The organism is Mesorhizobium kamtschaticum (genome assembly GCF_056174585.1).
In genome coordinates this window covers 4,472,645-4,489,525 of the sequence record NZ_CM149691.1, presented here as the reverse complement: position 1 = coordinate 4,489,525, position 16,881 = coordinate 4,472,645, and the positions used below count along the sequence as shown (strand labels likewise).

22 protein-coding genes and 1 tRNA gene are annotated in these 16,881 nt (G+C 61.3%); 7 read left to right on the top strand and 16 right to left on the bottom strand.

From position 1 onward, the window contains the following. Positions 1-122 precede the first annotated feature (122 nt). From AC0V7N_RS22215 to AC0V7N_RS22185, 7 genes are all read right to left on the bottom strand, one after another. Positions 123-347 carry a DUF6434 domain-containing protein gene (locus tag AC0V7N_RS22215; RefSeq protein ID WP_475450515.1) on the bottom strand — a complete coding sequence of 75 codons (225 nt, stop codon included), beginning with the start codon at positions 345-347 and terminating at the stop codon, positions 123-125. Between the two features lie 73 nt (positions 348-420). Further along, positions 421-1,404 (bottom strand): class II fructose-bisphosphatase, encoded by a 984-nt coding sequence (glpX, locus tag AC0V7N_RS22210; protein WP_475450514.1) that lies wholly within the window; start codon positions 1,402-1,404, stop codon positions 421-423. A gap of 204 nt (positions 1,405-1,608) precedes the next feature. Next, complete coding sequence (locus tag AC0V7N_RS22205) at positions 1,609-1,776, bottom strand: Thivi_2564 family membrane protein (RefSeq protein WP_081293949.1); 168 nt, start codon at positions 1,774-1,776, stop codon at positions 1,609-1,611. Positions 1,777-1,831: 55 nt separating this feature from the next. After that, a complete protein-coding gene (locus AC0V7N_RS22200; protein ID WP_475450513.1) occupies positions 1,832-2,191 on the bottom strand; it encodes a hypothetical protein in 360 nt (119 codons plus the stop codon). Between the two features lie 125 nt (positions 2,192-2,316). Beyond that, positions 2,317-3,630 (bottom strand): homoserine dehydrogenase, encoded by a 1,314-nt coding sequence (locus AC0V7N_RS22195; RefSeq protein ID WP_475450512.1) that lies wholly within the window; start codon positions 3,628-3,630, stop codon positions 2,317-2,319. 37 nt (positions 3,631-3,667) lie between these two features. Then, complete coding sequence (locus tag AC0V7N_RS22190) at positions 3,668-4,885, bottom strand: LL-diaminopimelate aminotransferase (protein ID WP_475450511.1); 1,218 nt, start codon at positions 4,883-4,885, stop codon at positions 3,668-3,670. Between the two features lie 45 nt (positions 4,886-4,930). Continuing rightward, positions 4,931-5,200, bottom strand: a complete 270-nt coding sequence (locus AC0V7N_RS22185; protein ID WP_475460439.1) for a hypothetical protein — start codon at positions 5,198-5,200, stop codon at positions 4,931-4,933. Between the two features lie 220 nt (positions 5,201-5,420). On the opposite strand from AC0V7N_RS22185, the gene phaC reads away from it, so the two are divergent. The 4 genes from phaC (at position 5,421) to AC0V7N_RS22165 (ending at position 9,650) form a co-directional block, all read left to right on the top strand. Then, positions 5,421-7,256, top strand: a complete 1,836-nt coding sequence (phaC, locus tag AC0V7N_RS22180) for a class I poly(R)-hydroxyalkanoic acid synthase (protein ID WP_496627257.1) — start codon at positions 5,421-5,423, stop codon at positions 7,254-7,256. Between the two features lie 216 nt (positions 7,257-7,472). Beyond that, the gene (locus AC0V7N_RS22175) at positions 7,473-8,726 is read left to right on the top strand and encodes a D-Ala-D-Ala carboxypeptidase family metallohydrolase (protein ID WP_496627256.1); all 1,254 of its coding nucleotides are present in this window, start codon (positions 7,473-7,475) and stop codon (positions 8,724-8,726) included. 437 nt (positions 8,727-9,163) lie between these two features. After that, a tRNA-Glu gene (locus AC0V7N_RS22170) sits at positions 9,164-9,238 on the top strand. 115 nt (positions 9,239-9,353) lie between these two features. Then, positions 9,354-9,650 (top strand): hypothetical protein, encoded by a 297-nt coding sequence (locus AC0V7N_RS22165; RefSeq protein WP_496627255.1) that lies wholly within the window; start codon positions 9,354-9,356, stop codon positions 9,648-9,650. Positions 9,651-9,867: 217 nt separating this feature from the next. Here AC0V7N_RS22165 and AC0V7N_RS22160 read toward each other — a convergent pair whose 3' ends face one another. The 3 genes from AC0V7N_RS22160 to AC0V7N_RS22150 form a co-directional block, all read right to left on the bottom strand. After that, a complete protein-coding gene (locus tag AC0V7N_RS22160) occupies positions 9,868-10,170 on the bottom strand; it encodes a hypothetical protein (RefSeq protein ID WP_496627254.1) in 303 nt (100 codons plus the stop codon). 201 nt (positions 10,171-10,371) lie between these two features. Further along, positions 10,372-11,118 (bottom strand): hypothetical protein, encoded by a 747-nt coding sequence (locus tag AC0V7N_RS22155; protein WP_475450508.1) that lies wholly within the window; start codon positions 11,116-11,118, stop codon positions 10,372-10,374. Next, positions 11,111-11,272, bottom strand: coding sequence for a hypothetical protein (locus AC0V7N_RS22150; protein WP_496627253.1), 162 nt, complete (start codon positions 11,270-11,272; stop codon positions 11,111-11,113). Before AC0V7N_RS22150 ends, AC0V7N_RS22155 begins: the two co-directional genes overlap by 8 nt. A 186-nt stretch (positions 11,273-11,458) precedes the next feature. Between AC0V7N_RS22150 and AC0V7N_RS22145 the strand changes: the two genes are divergently transcribed. After that, a complete protein-coding gene (locus tag AC0V7N_RS22145; protein WP_475450506.1) occupies positions 11,459-11,716 on the top strand; it encodes a transcriptional regulator in 258 nt (85 codons plus the stop codon). 42 nt (positions 11,717-11,758) lie between these two features. Here AC0V7N_RS22145 and AC0V7N_RS22140 read toward each other — a convergent pair whose 3' ends face one another. From AC0V7N_RS22140 to AC0V7N_RS22120, 5 genes are all read right to left on the bottom strand, one after another. After that, entirely contained in the window at positions 11,759-11,974 is a 216-nt protein-coding gene (locus AC0V7N_RS22140) for a hypothetical protein (RefSeq protein ID WP_475450505.1), read from the bottom strand. Between the two features lie 136 nt (positions 11,975-12,110). After that, positions 12,111-12,272 (bottom strand): hypothetical protein, encoded by a 162-nt coding sequence (locus AC0V7N_RS22135; protein ID WP_475450504.1) that lies wholly within the window; start codon positions 12,270-12,272, stop codon positions 12,111-12,113. An 11-nt stretch (positions 12,273-12,283) separates the two neighbouring features. Next, positions 12,284-12,505 (bottom strand): DUF768 domain-containing protein, encoded by a 222-nt coding sequence (locus AC0V7N_RS22130; RefSeq protein WP_475450503.1) that lies wholly within the window; start codon positions 12,503-12,505, stop codon positions 12,284-12,286. Positions 12,506-12,529: 24 nt separating this feature from the next. Next, a complete protein-coding gene (locus tag AC0V7N_RS22125; protein ID WP_475450502.1) occupies positions 12,530-12,667 on the bottom strand; it encodes a hypothetical protein in 138 nt (45 codons plus the stop codon). A gap of 43 nt (positions 12,668-12,710) precedes the next feature. Then, complete coding sequence (locus AC0V7N_RS22120) at positions 12,711-12,971, bottom strand: exopolysaccharide production repressor protein (RefSeq protein WP_475450501.1); 261 nt, start codon at positions 12,969-12,971, stop codon at positions 12,711-12,713. Positions 12,972-13,413: 442 nt separating this feature from the next. Between AC0V7N_RS22120 and AC0V7N_RS22115 the strand changes: the two genes are divergently transcribed. Both AC0V7N_RS22115 and AC0V7N_RS22110 read left to right on the top strand, forming a co-directional pair. After that, a complete protein-coding gene (locus AC0V7N_RS22115) occupies positions 13,414-13,581 on the top strand; it encodes a hypothetical protein (RefSeq protein WP_475450500.1) in 168 nt (55 codons plus the stop codon). An 837-nt stretch (positions 13,582-14,418) separates the two neighbouring features. Continuing rightward, on the top strand, positions 14,419-14,622 hold the full coding sequence (locus AC0V7N_RS22110; RefSeq protein WP_475450499.1) for a hypothetical protein: 204 nt from the start codon (positions 14,419-14,421) through the stop codon (positions 14,620-14,622). 201 nt (positions 14,623-14,823) lie between these two features. Here AC0V7N_RS22110 and AC0V7N_RS22105 read toward each other — a convergent pair whose 3' ends face one another. After that, positions 14,824-16,587: a hypothetical protein gene (locus AC0V7N_RS22105; RefSeq protein WP_496627252.1), complete on the bottom strand. Its 1,764-nt coding sequence runs from the start codon at positions 16,585-16,587 to the stop codon at positions 14,824-14,826. Positions 16,588-16,881 lie beyond the last annotated feature (294 nt).

Genomic DNA, 16,881 nt, shown 5'->3' with positions numbered 1-16,881 from the left:
AATGCATGTCGCCCAAAAGCGTGCAGCGGTTTTGGGACAACGACATGCACAAACAACAGCCTGAAGCCGGGCAAAGCCAGGCGGTTCGCGGCGGGTGGCATCGCGGGAAAATTCAAGAAAAACTACGCTTTCCGCTTTTCAGCCTGGCGCCGGACCCATTCGTCGGCTGCATCCCCCATCGTCTTTTCCCGGCCGTCCTTGAGCCAGGCCATGAACGACCGATCGAACCTGAACGTATCGCCGCATTCGCGGGTGAGAAAGCGGCGCGCATTCTGGGTGTTGCGGTAGGATTTCGTGATGGGCGTGGCACGCGAAATCGGATCCGCGTGCCAGTCGAACGCATTCATCGTCAATCCTTGCGCGGCCAGGGTTCAGATGCAGCCAAGGGCTAGCAACTGCGGTGCGGCTTCGCAAGCACGTCTAGAATTTATCCAGATCCTGGTGCCGGGCCTTGATCTCCCGCACGGTCCGTGACGACGAGCGCAGCACGATCGTGTGCGTAGTGATATAGGTGCGGCCGAACTTGACGCCGGCCAGCATGTTGCCGTCGGTGACGCCGGTGGCCGCGAACAGCACGTCGCCGCGCGCCATGTCTTCCGCATGATAGATCCGCTTCGGATTGGAAATGCCCATCTTCGCCGCGCGGGCCATCTTCTCGGGCGTGTCGAGGATCAGCCGGCCTTGCATCTGGCCGCCGGTGCAGCGCAGTGCGGCCGCCGCCAGCACGCCTTCCGGCGCGCCGCCGGTGCCGAGATAGAGATCGATGCCGGTTTCTTCCGGGTCGGTGGTGTGGATGATGCCGGCGACGTCGCCGTCGCCGATCAGCCGGATGGCGGCACCCGTGGCGCGCACGGCCTCGATCAGTTTGGCATGGCGCGGCCGGTCGAGGATGCAGGTGGTGATATCAGTCACCGCGACGCCCTTGGCCCGCGCCAGGCTGGCGATGTTTGCGGCCGGCGAGGCATCAATGTCGATGACGCCTTCGGCATAGCCCGGACCAATGGCGATCTTGTCCATGTAGACGTCGGGCGCGAACAGCAGGCTGCCCTTCTCCGCGATGGCGATGACGGCAAGCGCGTTGGGCAGGTTCTTGGCGCAGATCGTCGTGCCTTCGAGCGGATCGAGCGCGATATCGACGGCGGGTCCTTTGCCGGTGCCGACCTCTTCGCCGATATAGAGCATCGGCGCCTCGTCGCGCTCGCCTTCGCCGATCACCACCGTGCCCTTGATGGCAAGGCGGTTGAGCTCCTGGCGCATGGCGTCGACGGCGACCTGGTCCGCCGCCTTCTCGTCGCCGCGCCCGCGCAGCCTGGCGGCCGCGACGGCGGCCCTTTCGGTGACGCGCACCAGTTCCATGGTGAGTATCCGGTCAAGACCGGCGACAATGTTCTGGGCCACATTCATTTTCGGGAAATCCTCGTTCGCACGGCGCCTCCCGCCGGAGGCGCGCCAGTTTTGTCAAACGAGCATGACAACGGCAAGACCTGCCGAATGTTTTATCGAAAGGTCAGCAATATCAATCGATTGAAGCGCATTCCCAACAAGATTGTGGCCCGGCCGGAAACGACCGGGCCACTTTGAAGACGCCCAAATTGTGGGTCTCGCGATCTAGAAAACCGCAAGGTATTTGAGCAGCGAAATGATGCCGATGATGATGACGATAATCTGCACGATCTGTCGCATCCTGGCGTCGAGCGGCAGGCGCTGCACCAGATAGAGAACGAGAATGATGACGAGAAATGTGATCAGAATGCCGATCAGCATGGATGAAGCCATGATGCCCTCCTAGAAATGATTTCTTGAAACGGAAACCGGCTCAAGGCCGGCGCGCTCAATACCAGCGGCGCGACGTGTCATTGTTCAAAGATTGGCCGACGGCAATTCCAGCCAGAAAGCCGAGCAGGCCGATGACGCCGACCACGGCCGTCGTCGTGCCCGGGTTTTCGCGGGCGACTTCCGACACCGCCTGGGCCTGGCTGCGCAACTGCTGTGCTGTGCGCGATGCACGCGCCGCCGCCGTCTCGTAGAAATCCGAAGCCTGCTCGCTGGCGTCATCGAGCATTTCCGCGCCCCGCGCCGAAATGCTCTTGTTGATCTTGGTGATCTCCTTGCGCAGTTCAGCGATCTGTTTTTCCAGCGTTTTCTGGATATCGTCGATTTGAGGGGTGTCGGACTTGTTGGTATCGGCCATGAAGTGGCTCCCTTGGTTGCTGACCAAGAGAACGGCGCCGCAACGATTTCGTTCCGGCTTATTCGCGGCTGGTCGCCAATCGGATCGACCGCGAGGTCGGCGGGGATTCTTCCCCGGGGACGGAGCTACCCTGCCCGCTCGATGCGGATGACCTGCGGCTTGTCGGTCAGGTGACCGTCCTTAGTGATGCCGTCCACGGCCTTGCGCACGGCGGCCTCGGTGGTCTCGTGCGTCACCAGGATCACCGTCTTCTGCGCCGCCGCCTCGCCGCTGATTGCGTGCTGGACGATCGATTCCAGCGAAATATCGTTGTCGGCCATGCGCTTGGCGATCGCGGCAAAGACGCCGATGCGATCATGCACGGTCAGCCGGATGAAATAGCCGCCGGCATGGCTGCGCATCTGCGCCTTCTTGTAGGGCCGCAACTCCTTCGCCGGCCGGCCGAAGACCGGGCCATGCTGGAAGCCGGGCCGGCTCTTGGCGATATCGGCAACATCGCCGATGACGGCCGAGGCCGTGGCGTTGCCGCCGGCGCCGGGGCCGGAGAGCAGCAACTCGCCGAGAATGTCGGTCTCGATCGCCACCGCATTGGTGACGCCGTGCACCTGCGCGATGACGGAGGCCGTCGGCACCATGGTCGGATGCACGCGCTGCTCGATACCGCTTTCGGTGCGCTGGGCAACGCCGAGCAGCTTGATCCGGTAGCCGAGATCGCCGGCCGCGCGGATGTCGGCCTGGGTGATGTTGGAAATGCCTTCCATGTAGACGTCATTGGCGGCGATCTTGGTGCCGAAGGCAAGGCTGGTCAGGATCGACAGCTTGTGCGCCGTGTCATGGCCCTCGATGTCGAAGGTCGGGTCGGCCTCGGCGTAGCCCAGCCGTTGCGCGTCCTTTAGGCAGGCGTCGAACGAGATGCCCTCGGCCTCCATGCGGGTCAGGATGTAGTTGCAGGTGCCGTTGAGAATACCGAACACGCGGGTGACCGAATTGCCGGCCATCGCCTCGCGCATCGTCTTGATGACGGGAATGCCGCCTGCCACCGCCGCCTCGTAGTTGAGCAGCACACCCTTCTTCTCGGCGATCTCGGCCAGCGCCACGCCATGCTTGGCAAGCAGCGCCTTGTTGGCGGTGACGACATGGCGGCCGGCTTCGAGTGCCGCCTTCACCGACAGGCGCGCCGGCCCTTCGTCGCCGCCGATCAGTTCGATGAACACGTCGATATCGGCGTTCTGCGCCATCTTGACCGGATCGTCGAACCATTTTGCCGAACTGACATCGACGCCACGGTCGCGTTTCGGGTCGCGCGCCGAAACCGCTGACACGACAATGTCGCGCCCGCATTGCCGGGTCAGCTCAGCCGCCTTGTCGCGCAGCACGCGCGCCACCGACGCACCAACCGTGCCAAGACCGGCAATTCCAACACGCAATGCTTCAGCCATGGAAGGCGACGCCCCTCAAATCAGATCGAATTTTTGCTTACCGGTGGGCGGACAGCGGCACCACATTGTTGGGCTGCTTGGCGCTGGCCGACAGGAAGCGCTTGATGTTGCGCGCCGCCTGGCGGATCCGGTGCTCGTTCTCCACCAGCGCCACGCGCACAAAATCGTCGCCATGTTCGCCGAAGCCGACACCAGGCGCTACCGCCACGTCGGCGTGCTCGATGAGCAGTTTGGAGAATTCGAGCGAGCCGAGATGCTTGAACGGCTCGGGGATCGGCGCCCAGGCGAACATCGAGGCCGCAGGGGCCGGAATGGTCCAGCCGGCACGGCCGAAGGCATCGACCATCACGTCGCGGCGCTTGTGGTAGATGTCACGCACCTCGGCGATATCGGCGCCGTCGCCATTGAGCGCATGGGCCGCCGCCACCTGGATCGGTGTGAAAGCGCCGTAGTCGAGATAGGACTTCACCCTGGTCAGTGCCGAGATCAGCCGCTCATTGCCGACCGCAAAGCCCATGCGCCAGCCGGGCATGGAGAAGGTCTTCGACATCGAGGTAAACTCGACGCAGACATCGATCGCGCCCGGAACCTGCAGCACCGAAGGCGGCGGATTGCCGTCGAAATAGATCTCGGAATAGGCAAGGTCGGACAGGATGATGATGTCGTTCTTCTTCGCGAAGGCCACCACGTCCTTGTAGAAATCGAGCGAAGCGACCAGCGCCGTCGGGTTCGACGGATAGTTGAGGATCAGCGCCAGCGGCTTCGGGATCGAGTGGCGAACACCGCGTTCCAGCGCCGGAATGAAACCATCGTCCGGCTCGACCTGCAACGAGCGAATGACGCCGCCGGACATGATGAAGCCAAAGGCATGGATCGGATAGGTCGGGTTCGGGCACAGGATGACGTCGCCGGGCGCGGTAATCGCCTGCGCCATGTTAGCGAAGCCTTCCTTCGAGCCAAGCGTGGCCACCACTTGCGTGTCGGGGTTGAGCTTCACGCCGAAGCGACGGGCGTAGTAAGCGGCCTGCGCGCGGCGCAGGCCCGGAATGCCGCGTGAGGAGGAATAGCGATGCGTGCGCGGATCGCGCACCACTTCGCACAATTTGTCGACGATGGCCTTGGGCGTCGGCAGGTCCGGATTGCCCATGCCGAGGTCGATGATGTCGGCGCCGCGCGAACGGGCGCTGGCCTTGAGCCGGTTGACCTGCTCGAACACGTAAGGCGGAAGCCGGCGAACCTTGTGAAACTCTTCCATGGCAGTTCCAGACAGCAAAAGGAGTGTTGGGCGCGCGCTATATACTCATTTGCAGGTAGGGTCGAGGGCGGGGTCGCATTTGCCTTCGATCTGCTTCAGCGTCTGCGGGCCATGCTTCTTGGCCAGGTCCGTCAGCGCCGCCTGATTGCTGGCAGCGCCGCCACCGCTTTTGGCGCCCTGCGCGTTCTCGGCGGCCTTGAGTTCGGCGAGCTTGGCGTTCGTCTCGGCTGGCGTGAACTGTTTGTTCGCCACTTTCGGCGGGATGTTCAGGTTCGGAAACGTGCCGGTGTCCTTCGGGCCTGCATTGTCGGCCATGGGCACCGGACCGCTGCTGTTCGTGCTCGAACACCCGGCGATCCCCAACAGGACGATCGCCGCGCCGATGCGGCAAAACCGTGCGGCACCAAAAAAACAGTCTCGCCAATATTAATCGTCATATTGTTTCCTTGGCAGCCGAGGTAGAGCGAGATTGGACCCTGTCGGATGTCCCATGTTACTATGTCAAGAAAACGCTTCGGGAGGAACCCCGCGACCCATGTCCAAAGCACCCGATTCGGGCAAAACGGAACATGACGAGCCTTCGACCGTCGAGCAATATCTGGTGAAGGATCCGGAACGCTTTGCCTTGAATATGGCGCGCATGGTCGAGCAGGCCGGCAAGGCGGCGTCCGCCTGGGCCGAACCGCGCGAACGCGGCGAAGTGCGCGACCACGTCGCCGAGCCGGTCGTCGACATGGTCAAGACCTTCTCCAAGCTCAGCGAATACTGGCTTGCCGACCCGCAGCGCGCACTCGAAGCGCAGACGCGGCTGTTCGCCGGCTATATGACCGTGTGGGCGAACGCCATCCAGCGCGTCAGTCCCAACGCCGAGGGCCCCGACGACGCGGTCAAGCCGGAGCGTGGCGACAAGCGCTTCCAGGACCCTGAATGGGGCCGCAACGCCTTCTTCGATTTCCTCAAGCAGGCCTATCTCGTCACCTCGCGCTGGGCGTCCGAACTGGTCGATCACGCCGAAGGTCTGGACGAGCACACCCGCCACAAGGCGAGCTTCTACGTCAAGCAGGTGTCCAACGCCATCTCGCCGTCGAATTTCATCCTGACCAACCCGGAACTGTTCCGCGAAACCGTCGCCTCGAACGGCGAGAACCTGGTGCGCGGCATGAAGATGCTGGCCGAGGACATCGCCGCCGGCAAGGGCGACCTGAAAATGCGCCAGGCCGACTATTCGCCCTTCGAGATCGGCAGGAACATCGCCACCACGCCCGGCAAGGTGGTCGGCCGCAGCGATGTCGCCGAGATCATCCAGTATGATCCCGCAACGGAAACAGTGCTTAAGCGCCCGCTGCTGATCTGCCCGCCCTGGATCAACAAGTTCTATATACTCGACCTCAACCCGCAGAAATCCTTCATCCGCTGGGCGATCGAGCAAGGCCACACCGTCTTCGTCATCTCCTGGATCAATCCGGATGAACGCCACGGCGCCAAGGGTTGGGAGGCCTATATCCGCGAGGGCCTGCAATACGGCCTCGACACGATTGAGAGGGCCACCGGTGAACGCGACGTCAACGCGATCGGTTATTGCGTCGGCGGCACGCTACTGGCGGCGGCACTGGCGCTGATGGCGCAGGAGGGCGACGACCGCATCAAGTCGGCGACCTTCTTCACCACGCAAGTCGACTTCACCCATGCCGGTGACCTGAAAGTGTTCGTCGACGAGGACCAGGTCGCGGCGGTGGAAAAGTCGATGAACGAAAAGGGCTATCTCGACGGCACCAAGATGGCGACCGCCTTCAACATGTTGCGCTCCGGCGACCTGATCTGGCCCTATGTCATCAACAACTACATGCGCGGCAAGGATCCCCTGCCCTTCGACCTGCTCTACTGGAACGCCGATTCGACCCGCATGGCCGCAGCCAACCACTCTTTCTACCTGCGCAACTGCTACCTCGATAACACGCTTTCGCAGGGCACGATGGAACTCGCCGGCCACACGGTCTCGTTGGGCGACATCATCATCCCGGTCTACAACCTCGCCTCGAAGGAAGATCACATCGCGCCGGCGCTGTCCGTCTTCCTCGGTTCGAATATTTTCGGCGGCAAGGTCGACTACGTGATGGCGGGATCCGGCCATATCGCCGGCGTCGTCAATCCACCTGCATCCAACAAATACCAGTACTGGACCGGCGGTGCGCCGATCGGCGATTTCAACCAGTGGATAGCCAGTGCAACTGATCATCCGGGCTCGTGGTGGCCACACTGGCAAAGCTGGATAGAGGCCAAGGACAACACCCGCGTGCCGGCCCGCAAACCCGGCAAGCATATGAAAACCTTGGGCGATGCTCCCGGCAGCTATGTCAAGGTGCGTGTGTAACGGACTGTAATGTCTGGTGAGTTGACGGCCCGGTAAAAGCGGGCGAAATGGTGTCGTCAACCATCAAGCAGCCGTAATTCGGCAATCACCGCAAAAATACTTCCAGGCTTGCGGATTTGACACAGGTCTCGTTTCCGGATCGGAGACAAAGGTCACCTCGACGCAGACATCTTAGGGCTGCGGCAAGGACATACCGACCGGACATCGAGGGGGAATTTGACTTTGAAATCAGCAGGATGGAGCCTCGCAAAGGGAGAACGCCGCGCCATTGTGGCAGCGCTCTGCTCCGTGCTCCTGGCCTCCTGCACCTCGGCTGGCGACCCGACAATGTCGGTCGGAATGCCCGGCTACAATGCTTCCGCCTCGAACATCAATGCGGCCGCCACCGGCAAGCCGATCGCCACCGCCGATTCGACATCGCAAACGACGACCACGCAGACGACCGTGATGAGCGAAGGTGACACGGCGCTGCCCGAAAAGGTCGCTTACGTACCTGTGGCCAAGCCGCAAGCCGCCTTTCCACTGACAACGCCGGCCGGCGTTGAAACGATCGCGGGACAAACGCCGCGGGCCTTGCAGCAGCCGGTCCAGACGGCGCAGCAGACCGACGCGGTCGCCCAGAAGATCGCCGCCGCCGATGCCGCCGTGACGACGCCGAAACCGGCCGCGGCACCGGTGATGAACAATCCGGTCTATGTGACCGCGGGCGAAACGCCGCAAGCCGAGGCGCCGAAGAAAAAAGGCTTCCTGGCCTCGATGTTTGGCGCCACGCCCGCTTCGGCAACGCCCGCGCCGCTGGTCAACACCAGGTCGGGCGAACAGCCGGCCGCGCAAGCCAAGCCGGCGGCGGCGGCCAAGCCGATCATCACGCTGGCCTCGGCCGACTCCACGGCAAAGCCGATACAGTTGGCCTCGACCGGCGACGAAGCCGGTCACATCACGGGCGGCGATGCTCTGCCCGGCGTGCGCCAGACCGCCCTGTTCGAGATCAAGCGCAAATCCGGCCTCGACGACGAAAGCGACGTCGACCTCAATGAGGACGAGGGGCCAATCGGCGGCTCCTATCAGGTTGCGTCCGCTGCCGGCATGGCCCGGCTGGCGCCCAACGGGCTGCTCAAGCAGAACGAGACCGTCGACGTCGCCTGCCTGAAGCCGTCGCTGGTGCGCGTGCTGAAGACGATCGAAGGCCATTACGGTCGCAAGATGATGGTCACCTCAGGCTATCGCGACCCGGCCCGCAATCGCCGCGCCAACGGCGCCAAGAACTCGCTGCATATGTATTGCGCCGCCGCCGACATCCAGGTGCCCGGCGTCTCCAAATGGGAGCTGGCGAACTACATCAGGACCATGCCCGGCCGTGGCGGCGTCGGCACCTATTGCCACACCGAATCGGTCCACGTCGACGTCGGCCCCGAGCGCGACTGGAACTGGCGCTGCCGCCGGCGCAGCGGCGGTGGTGACGACGGCTAGCAGCGCGATTTGACAGGCTGGAGCCTGTTGGCAGCCAGGATCGTTCCGCCAAGATCGCTCCAGTGGAGCATCCCCAAACATTCGAGATAGGCCGAAGCGTCCCCAACTTCGTCATCCACGGGCGTAGCAGGAGCGAAGCTCCGTCGCGGAGACCCGAGGATCCATGCCGCGCCCTGGCCAAAGAGCGCTGCGGGACCGAATTCTGCGCCGCTGTGGCGTTCAAAAGTCGCGGAATGGATTCCAGGGTCTGCGCCGCGTCGCTTCGCTCCTTGCTCCGCCCTGGAATGACGAAGCGATGGATGTCTCCACTAATCCATCAAGCAGTGTAGCCGTGACGAAACGCCCGTGTTTCCAAACACCGGAAAAAAGTTGTCCAAGGCGGCAACTGACGGGTTGCCGGTTGCGCACAACGTCAGTATAAGCCGCTTCGTCTGAGCGCGCCCATCGTCTAGCGGTTAGGACACCGCCCTTTCACGGCGGTAACAGGGGTTCGATTCCCCTTGGGCGTACCAGAGATTTCAATCACTTAGCTGAAAACCTCCCTGCTCTGTCCAATTTTTGGCCAATATCCATCCCGAATCCTATTGCTTGCAATTCCCCCGCGCCTGCGAATATTAGCAGTTCCGAATGGACGCACCCTACGTGCGGGGTAGAAAAATGGACTTGGAACAATTCATCTCAGAGACCCTGGGACAGATACTCTCCGGCGTTGCCAAAGCGCAGGACACTGAGATCCGCAAGAACGTCAACGCGTCATTCCTTGGCGAGCTTGGCAGCAATCTGTCCGTGCTTTCTGACTTAGGGTTCGTCCGCGTCGACTTCGATATCGCTGTGACGGCCGAATCTCGGCCGACGGCAAAGAGTCTATCAGAGTGTGGGCATTGCGAGCCGACGGCGGCAACGACAATCGATCTCGAACGGTAAGTAGGGTGGTGTTCGCGGTGCCACTGCGCCTTCCGGACGGTGACCAATCGGCCCGACTGGTTGCAGCCAGGTCGGACGCGGCAAGGGCGCAGCGACTTCGCCAATGGTACGAGCGGCATAACGAGGAGATCAGCAAGTGGCGGGATGAGGCAGCAGGCCGAGACGAGCGAGGAACCAACAGCAATGACTTCTTACGAATTTGGAGCCGGTGCCTCTCTCACATCTCGCGGGCTCCGTTTAAACGCCCGCCACCGTAAGGCAGCGGGCCAAATGCGACAGCGTGTCGTATTTCAGTAGTGGTGGTAGTGCCTATGGTGGTGATGCCTGTGGTGGTGGTAGTAGTAGTGCCGGTGGTGGTGCCGGTAGTACGGGCGATATTGCCCATCATAATACTGATCGCCGTAGTAATCTTGGTTGTAATAGTGGCGATATGGGGAGGGAAATCCTCCGAAGCCACCAAGATAGCCACCGTTATAACCCCCGAACGGCGAGAAGAGAAATTGCGCTTGCGTCGGTTCAACTACAGCGGCCGTGCCAGCAATCGCGATCACGGCCGCGAGTATTAGCTTCCTCACGGTGTTACCTCCATCGGTTCGATCGTGAATAACGCGGACTCTGGCCGACTCGTTCCTCCCGCGACCGGGCGCTGGATCAATTTCCGCAGTCGCATGCAAAAGCGCCACCATGAGGCAGCGGGCTCATTGGTTCGCGTGCGGAATGATTAGAGGCCTAGGCCCCCCGATATGAAGCCGGGGCCGTCATAGTCACCGTGATCGAACTCCCGCTCGTCGTCGCCTTCCCTGTCGTCTACGGCGTCGTTCCCACGCCAACCGGTGGCAATGCCCGACCAGCCTAGTTCGGGCTCGCCTTCGGGATGGTTCCAAGTGTTTTGCTCGACCTTGCCGGCGAGACGCTGGTCGACATGCTCTGTCCAGCCCAACTCGTATTCGTCATCGTCCCGGCCGTCGTGCGGTTCGTCGAGCACGTCGCCTCCATGTTCATTTTCAGCCTCGCACTCGTCTTGGCTCGGTGCCGTCGCTCGCTCGCCTGCCCAGTCCTCTTGTGAGTTGCTGCCGTAGCGCATGACAGTCAACTCGCCACAGCGGCCCCATGGGCTTTCTCGTGATGTAGGATGGCGCTCGCCGGCGCCCATCATAGGCTCACTGTCGCCGCTGTCCTCATCGTCGCAGTCGTCACGCTCGCAGTCGTCACCGGCAATGGAAGGCTCATCGTCGGCGCCGTCCTCTAAGTCAGGATCTAGCGACATGGCGTCGAGCACGTCAATCAGCCGCTCGATCGAGGTCGCTATGGCCACGCGGTCATTCTCGGCCACTATCAGGTATAGGGCACCGTCGAAGCGGCCCATTTCGGGTTCGTGAAACGCGCCGACGTAGCGCCCGGTGTCAACCACGGTTGACATTTCGGCGACGTAGCGCTCGGCCTTCTTGGTGATCTGGAGGTCATCCATTGAGGTGATCCTCCTTCACGTTGGCAAGGGCGCGGCTGCCGGCCTCGTACAGCACGTTGGAGGCGCGGAGTAGTTCACGGGCCAGCCACAGGCGCCCGAGGCGCGTGCGGAGGCCCGCTGCGGCCAGCAGCATGGCTATTGCGGCGCATGTCATGACCGCCTCCGCTGCAGGACTAGGACACGGCCGGAAAACCGACCGACGATGGCGATCCGGTCAGCGGGCATAGCTTCGCCGGCTGCCGGAACATGGGTGTTCGGCATGGTGGTTGCTCCTTGAGCGGTTTAATTGACTGTGATAGTTTTCGCTCAAATCAAGCGATTGTCAACGGATTAGCGCAAAATGAGCGAAAGCACTCAATTCACTGGTCGACAAATATCTGCGGCCAGGGCTTTGCTGGGGCTTGCGCAAAGCGAGTTGGCGGCTGCCGCATCGATATCAGTAGCGACGCTTCGAAGAATGGAAGCGAGCGAGTTTGCCGCTGTGGGGCTCACCAACAATGTGGCAGCCGTCCGCCGAGCGTTGGAGGCGGCCGGCGTCGAGTTCATCGCCGAGAATGGCGGCGGTGCTGGTGTGAGGCTGAGGAAGCCAACGCCTTAGCGTAGCGCCTCTTGCCCCTCAATGTACGATAGACGAACGCGGCTAGTGCAGATCGCGCGGCAGTTCATCGGCACCGCGCCTTTCGATCTCACGATACAAAAGGATACGCATCACCATTTCGGCGCTGCCGGGCGGTGACCGTGACGGTAGCACGCCAAGCAGCTCTTCCAGCTCCAGCTGGTCGATGGTGACGAGGTGTTTCCTGATTGCCTCAATGCTGTCGCCAAGTGCCGTAAGCAATTCTGCTGCTATCTGCATCAGGTTTTTGTAAGCCAACCCACAAAAATATCGAGTGCCTTGCCTTAAAGAAATTCTAGGTCACGCATTAGATTTTCTATAGGGACCGCGCTTTCCCGGCTTAGGCGCAACGGCGTCCATTTTTTCGCAAAGACCATCAGCGCTTCACCTTCGGCGTGATCGTCTCGACCCGCACCTTGTCGCCGATCTCCTTGGCCATATCGAAGGCCGCCTGCTTGTCCGTCGTGGTAATCACGGTGCGCCAATTAGGCTTCTCAAACACGCTCACGACGTAGGTTGTCTTCGGCATCTGTGTCATGCGCTCGTTCCTCAATCCGCCACGCCTGCATCGTGGTGCACGATGGCGTCCAGGATTGTCTCATAGACGCTGCCGGTGTCTTCCTCGATCTCCATGCTGCTTATGCCGATCGCCTTGGCGTCAGCGAACAGCTTATGGGTAAGCTCGGCAACTGAGATGATATCTGCGCCCACCGTTTCAGGAACGTTGGATGCAATCCATTTGTACAAAAAGTCGGTTCCGCGTGTGCTCATGGGGCCATTAAAGCGGAACAGGCGTTAAGTTCCATGGTCCCGGTCATCGGCCTCCTTTGCCTTGCCGTAGGCGTTCGGCGACGTGTCCGGCGTATAGATCAGCCCGACTTTCTTGCCGCCGCATTTGGCGCACTTCAGCTTCGGAATGAGGTCATCTGGCATTGCACGCGCAGGGGGCGAAGCGGTCGCGCAGCTTTAGGCCCCTTTAGCGACCGTCTCCGCGTAGTGGATGGCTCGGAAGGACCGGCTGTTTGGTGGCGTCCGGATTTTCCTCCATCGCCTGCCCGGTGTCTCGCCGCCCGTAGACAAGCCTGAACACAAGCGCGAAGTACCCGACCTGCAACAGAATCGCAGTGACGATGCCCCAGGCAACAGCCTTCCAGATAGATCCCGTGGCCACATAGGCCCAAGCCCCGACGAGGGCAGACGTGGTGAACATCCCCACCAGAAACTGCGGAAAATACATCGTCCCAAATCCGGTTCCCATTCCCCAATGGGCTCCAGGTGAAATTTTCACTATTTTAGCAGTCGCGCAAGTATCAAAGCCATTGGGCCGATCGCCACGCGCTGGAGGAGAACTCGCCGGGCCAAGACCCCACCCACTTCAAGCCCCCGCGAGCCTACTACCTGATCAGGTACGCGATCAGGGCCGGAATCACCCGGCATCCATCCGACGCAAGAGCGATGCCAGCACCCCCGTCCCGAAATGGGACAATACCGGGGAAAACGTCCATGCAGGGTTCTTTTGCAGATTTGCTAACATTACGGTCGCGCCAGCCGGCGTGCCCTCGCCGGTCAGGCCCGGTGCTACATTCCACCCCAACAAAGGTGCCGGGCCGCCTTCGTCAAATCCGTAATCGACGAAATATCGCCTTTGCGCTAAATTGGTCGCAACCAGGGGTGGGCTCATGACCAAAAAGCAGCCGAAGCGGGAAGTCGTCGAGGTTCATGAGGATGCGGTTTTTGCCGTGGAAAACGGCATCCCGCTCGACCAGTTGAGGGATCTGATCAGGACACTTGGTAATGATCGAGAGACATTAGTCGAAGCGGTTCGGGCGTTGCGAAACGTGCGGTGAAGCCGGTTGGGCGTGATGGATGAATTCGACTTCCTTCCCTGTCACTTCCCGCATGCAGGGTCCGCGTTGAGCGATTGAGATGGCAAGGGTGGTCCGATGAAAAAACCCGCTGCCTATCGGCGGCAACGGGCTGGAGTGTGCCTATGGAGGGCAATTAAGCCCACCGTAATATTAGGTCGGGAAGGCGTGCTTGTCGTTAAGCGATTGCCTGTCGACGACGGTTGGGGACTACCTGTGGATAACTCGGGCATGTGTCTGTGTAGGGCCTCACCAGCGCGCGTTCCTGCCGGCCGCTGTCCTACAGCGGAGATGCGTCGCGCGCACCCTTGGCGGGCGTCTGTGGCTTGGCACTTTGTCATCACCATCGCAGGGGTCTGGCATCAGAAAATCTTGGATTGACAGTGCCGTTTTGGATGGCGCTTGCTATGCTTGCTGATCTACTACTGGGGTTTCTACTTTGGCTGTTGAAATAAGACTTCCGGGAGGCACCCTGAAGGTGAAGACCCATCGCGAACTGCGCCTTAGAGAGCGTGAGAAGCGGGTACCCGTAATTAAGCTGGGGTCGATCTACCTTATATGGTGGCAGAAGCCATTCAACGATCAACCGCTTGGCTAACAAAGATGGTAGCTGGCGAGCCGGATGACGTGCAAGTTAGTCATTCCGCCGACCAATGGGCCGTGCGGACCGCCGAAAAGGGCGAGGTAACGCAGCACCTTTTCGAGACGCAGGCCGCCGCCGAGACCTTCGCGGAAGGCGAGCGATCGAGGCTTGGCCTTCCGGGCAAGCCGCCCATTCATAGTCAGCGACCGATCACGGGGAGTTGGTAGGGAGCGCGAATGCCGACGAATCTTAACGAGCCAGCAACTTGGTTTGAGAATCCCGACGCGAAGGGCGTCTCCTTCGATCTGTTCGAACGGGCAATCTATCACGCGTTGGAGGTTCCATTGACGGATCGACATCCGCTCGCGCGGATCCTTACCAAGTCGGGCGCCGTCTACGGATGGGACGCCATCAAAGAAGCCGCGGAGCGTTTCAGGTAGAGGCGTTGTCGATCATTTGACAGACTCAGCGCGCGGCCAGGGGGCTTAAGGCCCGTTTCTTTGCCTGGCGCTCCGCCGCTCGCCGCTGCTGCCGGTTCGATCCAATGGGAACGACGTTTCCAACGGCGGCGAAGGGATCGATCTTTTCGCCAACCTTATCGGGCCACGTCTTGACGCGATCGATGACAACGCCATCGGCCGTCACCGTCGCGGCGTCTTGAAGGTGTCCTTCGTCTCCGTCAGCGCCATGTTGTAGCGCATCATCTGAGCTTCCTGGCTGTTGAGATCGACCTGCAGGCCGGCGCTCTGCTGGGCGGAGGCGATCGCCTGGTCATCGGCGTTGCGGAACAGTTGGGCGCGATCGAAAAGCAGGCTCTTCTGGAGGTTCGCATGCGCCATCGCCTCGGCTTGGGCATTGAGTTCAGCCGTGTTGGCGCGCAACAGATTGGCCTCTGTCCCATAAAATGGGATGCCTTTTTCGCGGATGAGTTGCTCAGTCTTGAGCACCTCGATTGCAGCCTGACGTGCCAACGTGTTTTGGCCGACCAAGGTGAGTTCGAGCTTGCCTAGTTCGAGATCGCTCTGCTGGGTATGGATCTGCTGGTGCGCCTGCTGCAACGCAATGTTCTTGCCATACTCGACCGAGGTTTCCTTGATCTTGGCGATCGTCTCGCCATAGATAGCCTGGAACTGTTTTTCATCATCGATGCCGTTGCGCGCGGCATCCTCGCGGACCTGCGCTTCAAGCTGGAAGGCTACCTTCAGGCCTTCGACCTGTGCCGTGGTCTTGCCGACGAGTTCGAGATCGAGTTGCGCGGATGCAAGCGTCTGGTCGAGCGAGCGCTTGCGCTGTTCCTGCGCCGTAGCCAGCGCGAGTTCCTTTTGGATCTGCTGTTCACGCAACTTGGCAAAGGGATCGTCGCCGAACCGCTGGCTCATCACGGACTGGTCTTGGCCGGCCTGCTGGGTACGGTCGAAGTTTCCGACCGAAGCGCGGTTCAGGTCTTTGATGACGTTGGCGGTGTTGCCAATCTGAGCCGCTGCTTCCGTCGCGGCGGCGACAATGCCGAGGATTCTGTCCTCCGTCTTCTGCAGACCGGGGTTTTGTGCAACGACGTCGTTGAGCGACTTTTCGAAGGCGGCGAAGACTACGGGTCCGTTATGCGCTTCCTTGACTACTTTAACGATCTGTTCATTGAACGCAGCGAATTGATCTCGTGCAACGATGACGCCCTGACCGGCTGCGAATGGGTTGATCAGTTGGGAAAGAGCATCAGCAGTGGCGACACCAGACGCCATCTTGAGGTCATCCGTCGTGCGCCGCGCATCGGATTCGGCGGCGATGACAGATTTGGCGTAGAAAGCATCCTTCTGAAGCTTTGCCTGATGATAGGCGTCGGCGAGATCATCGACCGCCTTGCGCTGGCTGTCCGTGGCGTCCTTCAGCGAAAGAGTACTGCCATCGAGCTTTTCAAACGCCTTGATTGCCACTTCGACGCCGACCGTAAGAGCCAGGAAGCCGAGAACGAAGGGGTTGAAGACGGCCGAGGCTAGACCGCCAAGAGCTTTCATCGCGTTGCTCATCGTCAGCACGCCAGTGCCTGTCGAGAGCAACCTTTCGTTCAAGACGATCAGCGAACCGGGGATGCGCGAGAAATTTCCCCGTGCGACCTCGGCACCGAGGACCATGAACTCGCGCGTAACGCCAGCGCTGAGGGCGGCGGCTTCCGTCTCGGCCACCCCTAGCGTAGCCATACCGGCGGCGGCTGACTTGCTCGATGCCGCGATAGCCTCTGCCCCAGTTGCCACCTCAGCCGTGCTGGCCGCTGCACGTAGATTTGCAACCGCAACGGCCTCCGTCTGTGCGGTCAGGCCGAGCATGGCCGGCGTGATCTTGGAGAGATTGCCGCCTGTCGCTTCAAGGGCCGCCGCGAAATCCTTGGCTGCGATCGTGCCGGCGGCCAAGCCACCTCGGCCACCAGTGCCGAGCGTACTCAACTCGGCATTGGCGACCTTCGTTGCCGTGGCGACCTCCGCCAGCGCTGCCGTGGTCGTCGTGGTCGAGGCTGTCAACTGCGTCATGGTCGCGCCGGCCGCGGCGCCCATCGTGGTCAGCTTGCCCAGAAGCACGTTGCTGCCTTCGGCGGCGGCCACCAGTTTCGCAAGCGACACATTGGCGGCATCGACGCCTGACGCGATCCGCGCCATGGCGATATTCGACCCCGTGGACGCCGCCGCAAGCCGCTGCTGCGCCGCCTC

What these genes read in the sequence shown, in the direction of transcription:
- AC0V7N_RS22215 (WP_475450515.1), bottom strand. Translation starts at nt 347, where the DNA reads ATGAATGCGTTCGACTGGCACGCGGATCCGATTTCGCGTGCCACGCCC.
- glpX (WP_475450514.1), bottom strand. Translation starts at nt 1,404, where the DNA reads ATGAATGTGGCCCAGAACATTGTCGCCGGTCTTGACCGGATACTCACC.
- AC0V7N_RS22205 (WP_081293949.1), bottom strand. Translation starts at nt 1,776, where the DNA reads ATGGCTTCATCCATGCTGATCGGCATTCTGATCACATTTCTCGTCATC.
- AC0V7N_RS22200 (WP_475450513.1), bottom strand. Translation starts at nt 2,191, where the DNA reads ATGGCCGATACCAACAAGTCCGACACCCCTCAAATCGACGATATCCAG.
- AC0V7N_RS22195 (WP_475450512.1), bottom strand. Translation starts at nt 3,630, where the DNA reads ATGGCTGAAGCATTGCGTGTTGGAATTGCCGGTCTTGGCACGGTTGGT.
- AC0V7N_RS22190 (WP_475450511.1), bottom strand. Translation starts at nt 4,885, where the DNA reads ATGGAAGAGTTTCACAAGGTTCGCCGGCTTCCGCCTTACGTGTTCGAG.
- AC0V7N_RS22185 (WP_475460439.1), bottom strand. Translation starts at nt 5,200, where the DNA reads ATGGCCGACAATGCAGGCCCGAAGGACACCGGCACGTTTCCGAACCTG.
- phaC (WP_496627257.1), top strand. Translation starts at nt 5,421, where the DNA reads ATGTCCAAAGCACCCGATTCGGGCAAAACGGAACATGACGAGCCTTCG.
- AC0V7N_RS22165 (WP_496627255.1), top strand. Translation starts at nt 9,354, where the DNA reads ATGGACGCACCCTACGTGCGGGGTAGAAAAATGGACTTGGAACAATTC.
- AC0V7N_RS22155 (WP_475450508.1), bottom strand. Translation starts at nt 11,118, where the DNA reads ATGGATGACCTCCAGATCACCAAGAAGGCCGAGCGCTACGTCGCCGAA.
- AC0V7N_RS22150 (WP_496627253.1), bottom strand. Translation starts at nt 11,272, where the DNA reads ATGACATGCGCCGCAATAGCCATGCTGCTGGCCGCAGCGGGCCTCCGC.
- AC0V7N_RS22145 (WP_475450506.1), top strand. Translation starts at nt 11,459, where the DNA reads ATGAGCGAAAGCACTCAATTCACTGGTCGACAAATATCTGCGGCCAGG.
- AC0V7N_RS22140 (WP_475450505.1), bottom strand. Translation starts at nt 11,974, where the DNA reads ATGCAGATAGCAGCAGAATTGCTTACGGCACTTGGCGACAGCATTGAG.
- AC0V7N_RS22135 (WP_475450504.1), bottom strand. Translation starts at nt 12,272, where the DNA reads ATGACACAGATGCCGAAGACAACCTACGTCGTGAGCGTGTTTGAGAAG.
- AC0V7N_RS22130 (WP_475450503.1), bottom strand. Translation starts at nt 12,505, where the DNA reads ATGAGCACACGCGGAACCGACTTTTTGTACAAATGGATTGCATCCAAC.
- AC0V7N_RS22125 (WP_475450502.1), bottom strand. Translation starts at nt 12,667, where the DNA reads ATGCCAGATGACCTCATTCCGAAGCTGAAGTGCGCCAAATGCGGCGGC.
- AC0V7N_RS22120 (WP_475450501.1), bottom strand. Translation starts at nt 12,971, where the DNA reads ATGTATTTTCCGCAGTTTCTGGTGGGGATGTTCACCACGTCTGCCCTC.
- AC0V7N_RS22115 (WP_475450500.1), top strand. Translation starts at nt 13,414, where the DNA reads ATGACCAAAAAGCAGCCGAAGCGGGAAGTCGTCGAGGTTCATGAGGAT.
- AC0V7N_RS22110 (WP_475450499.1), top strand. Translation starts at nt 14,419, where the DNA reads ATGCCGACGAATCTTAACGAGCCAGCAACTTGGTTTGAGAATCCCGAC.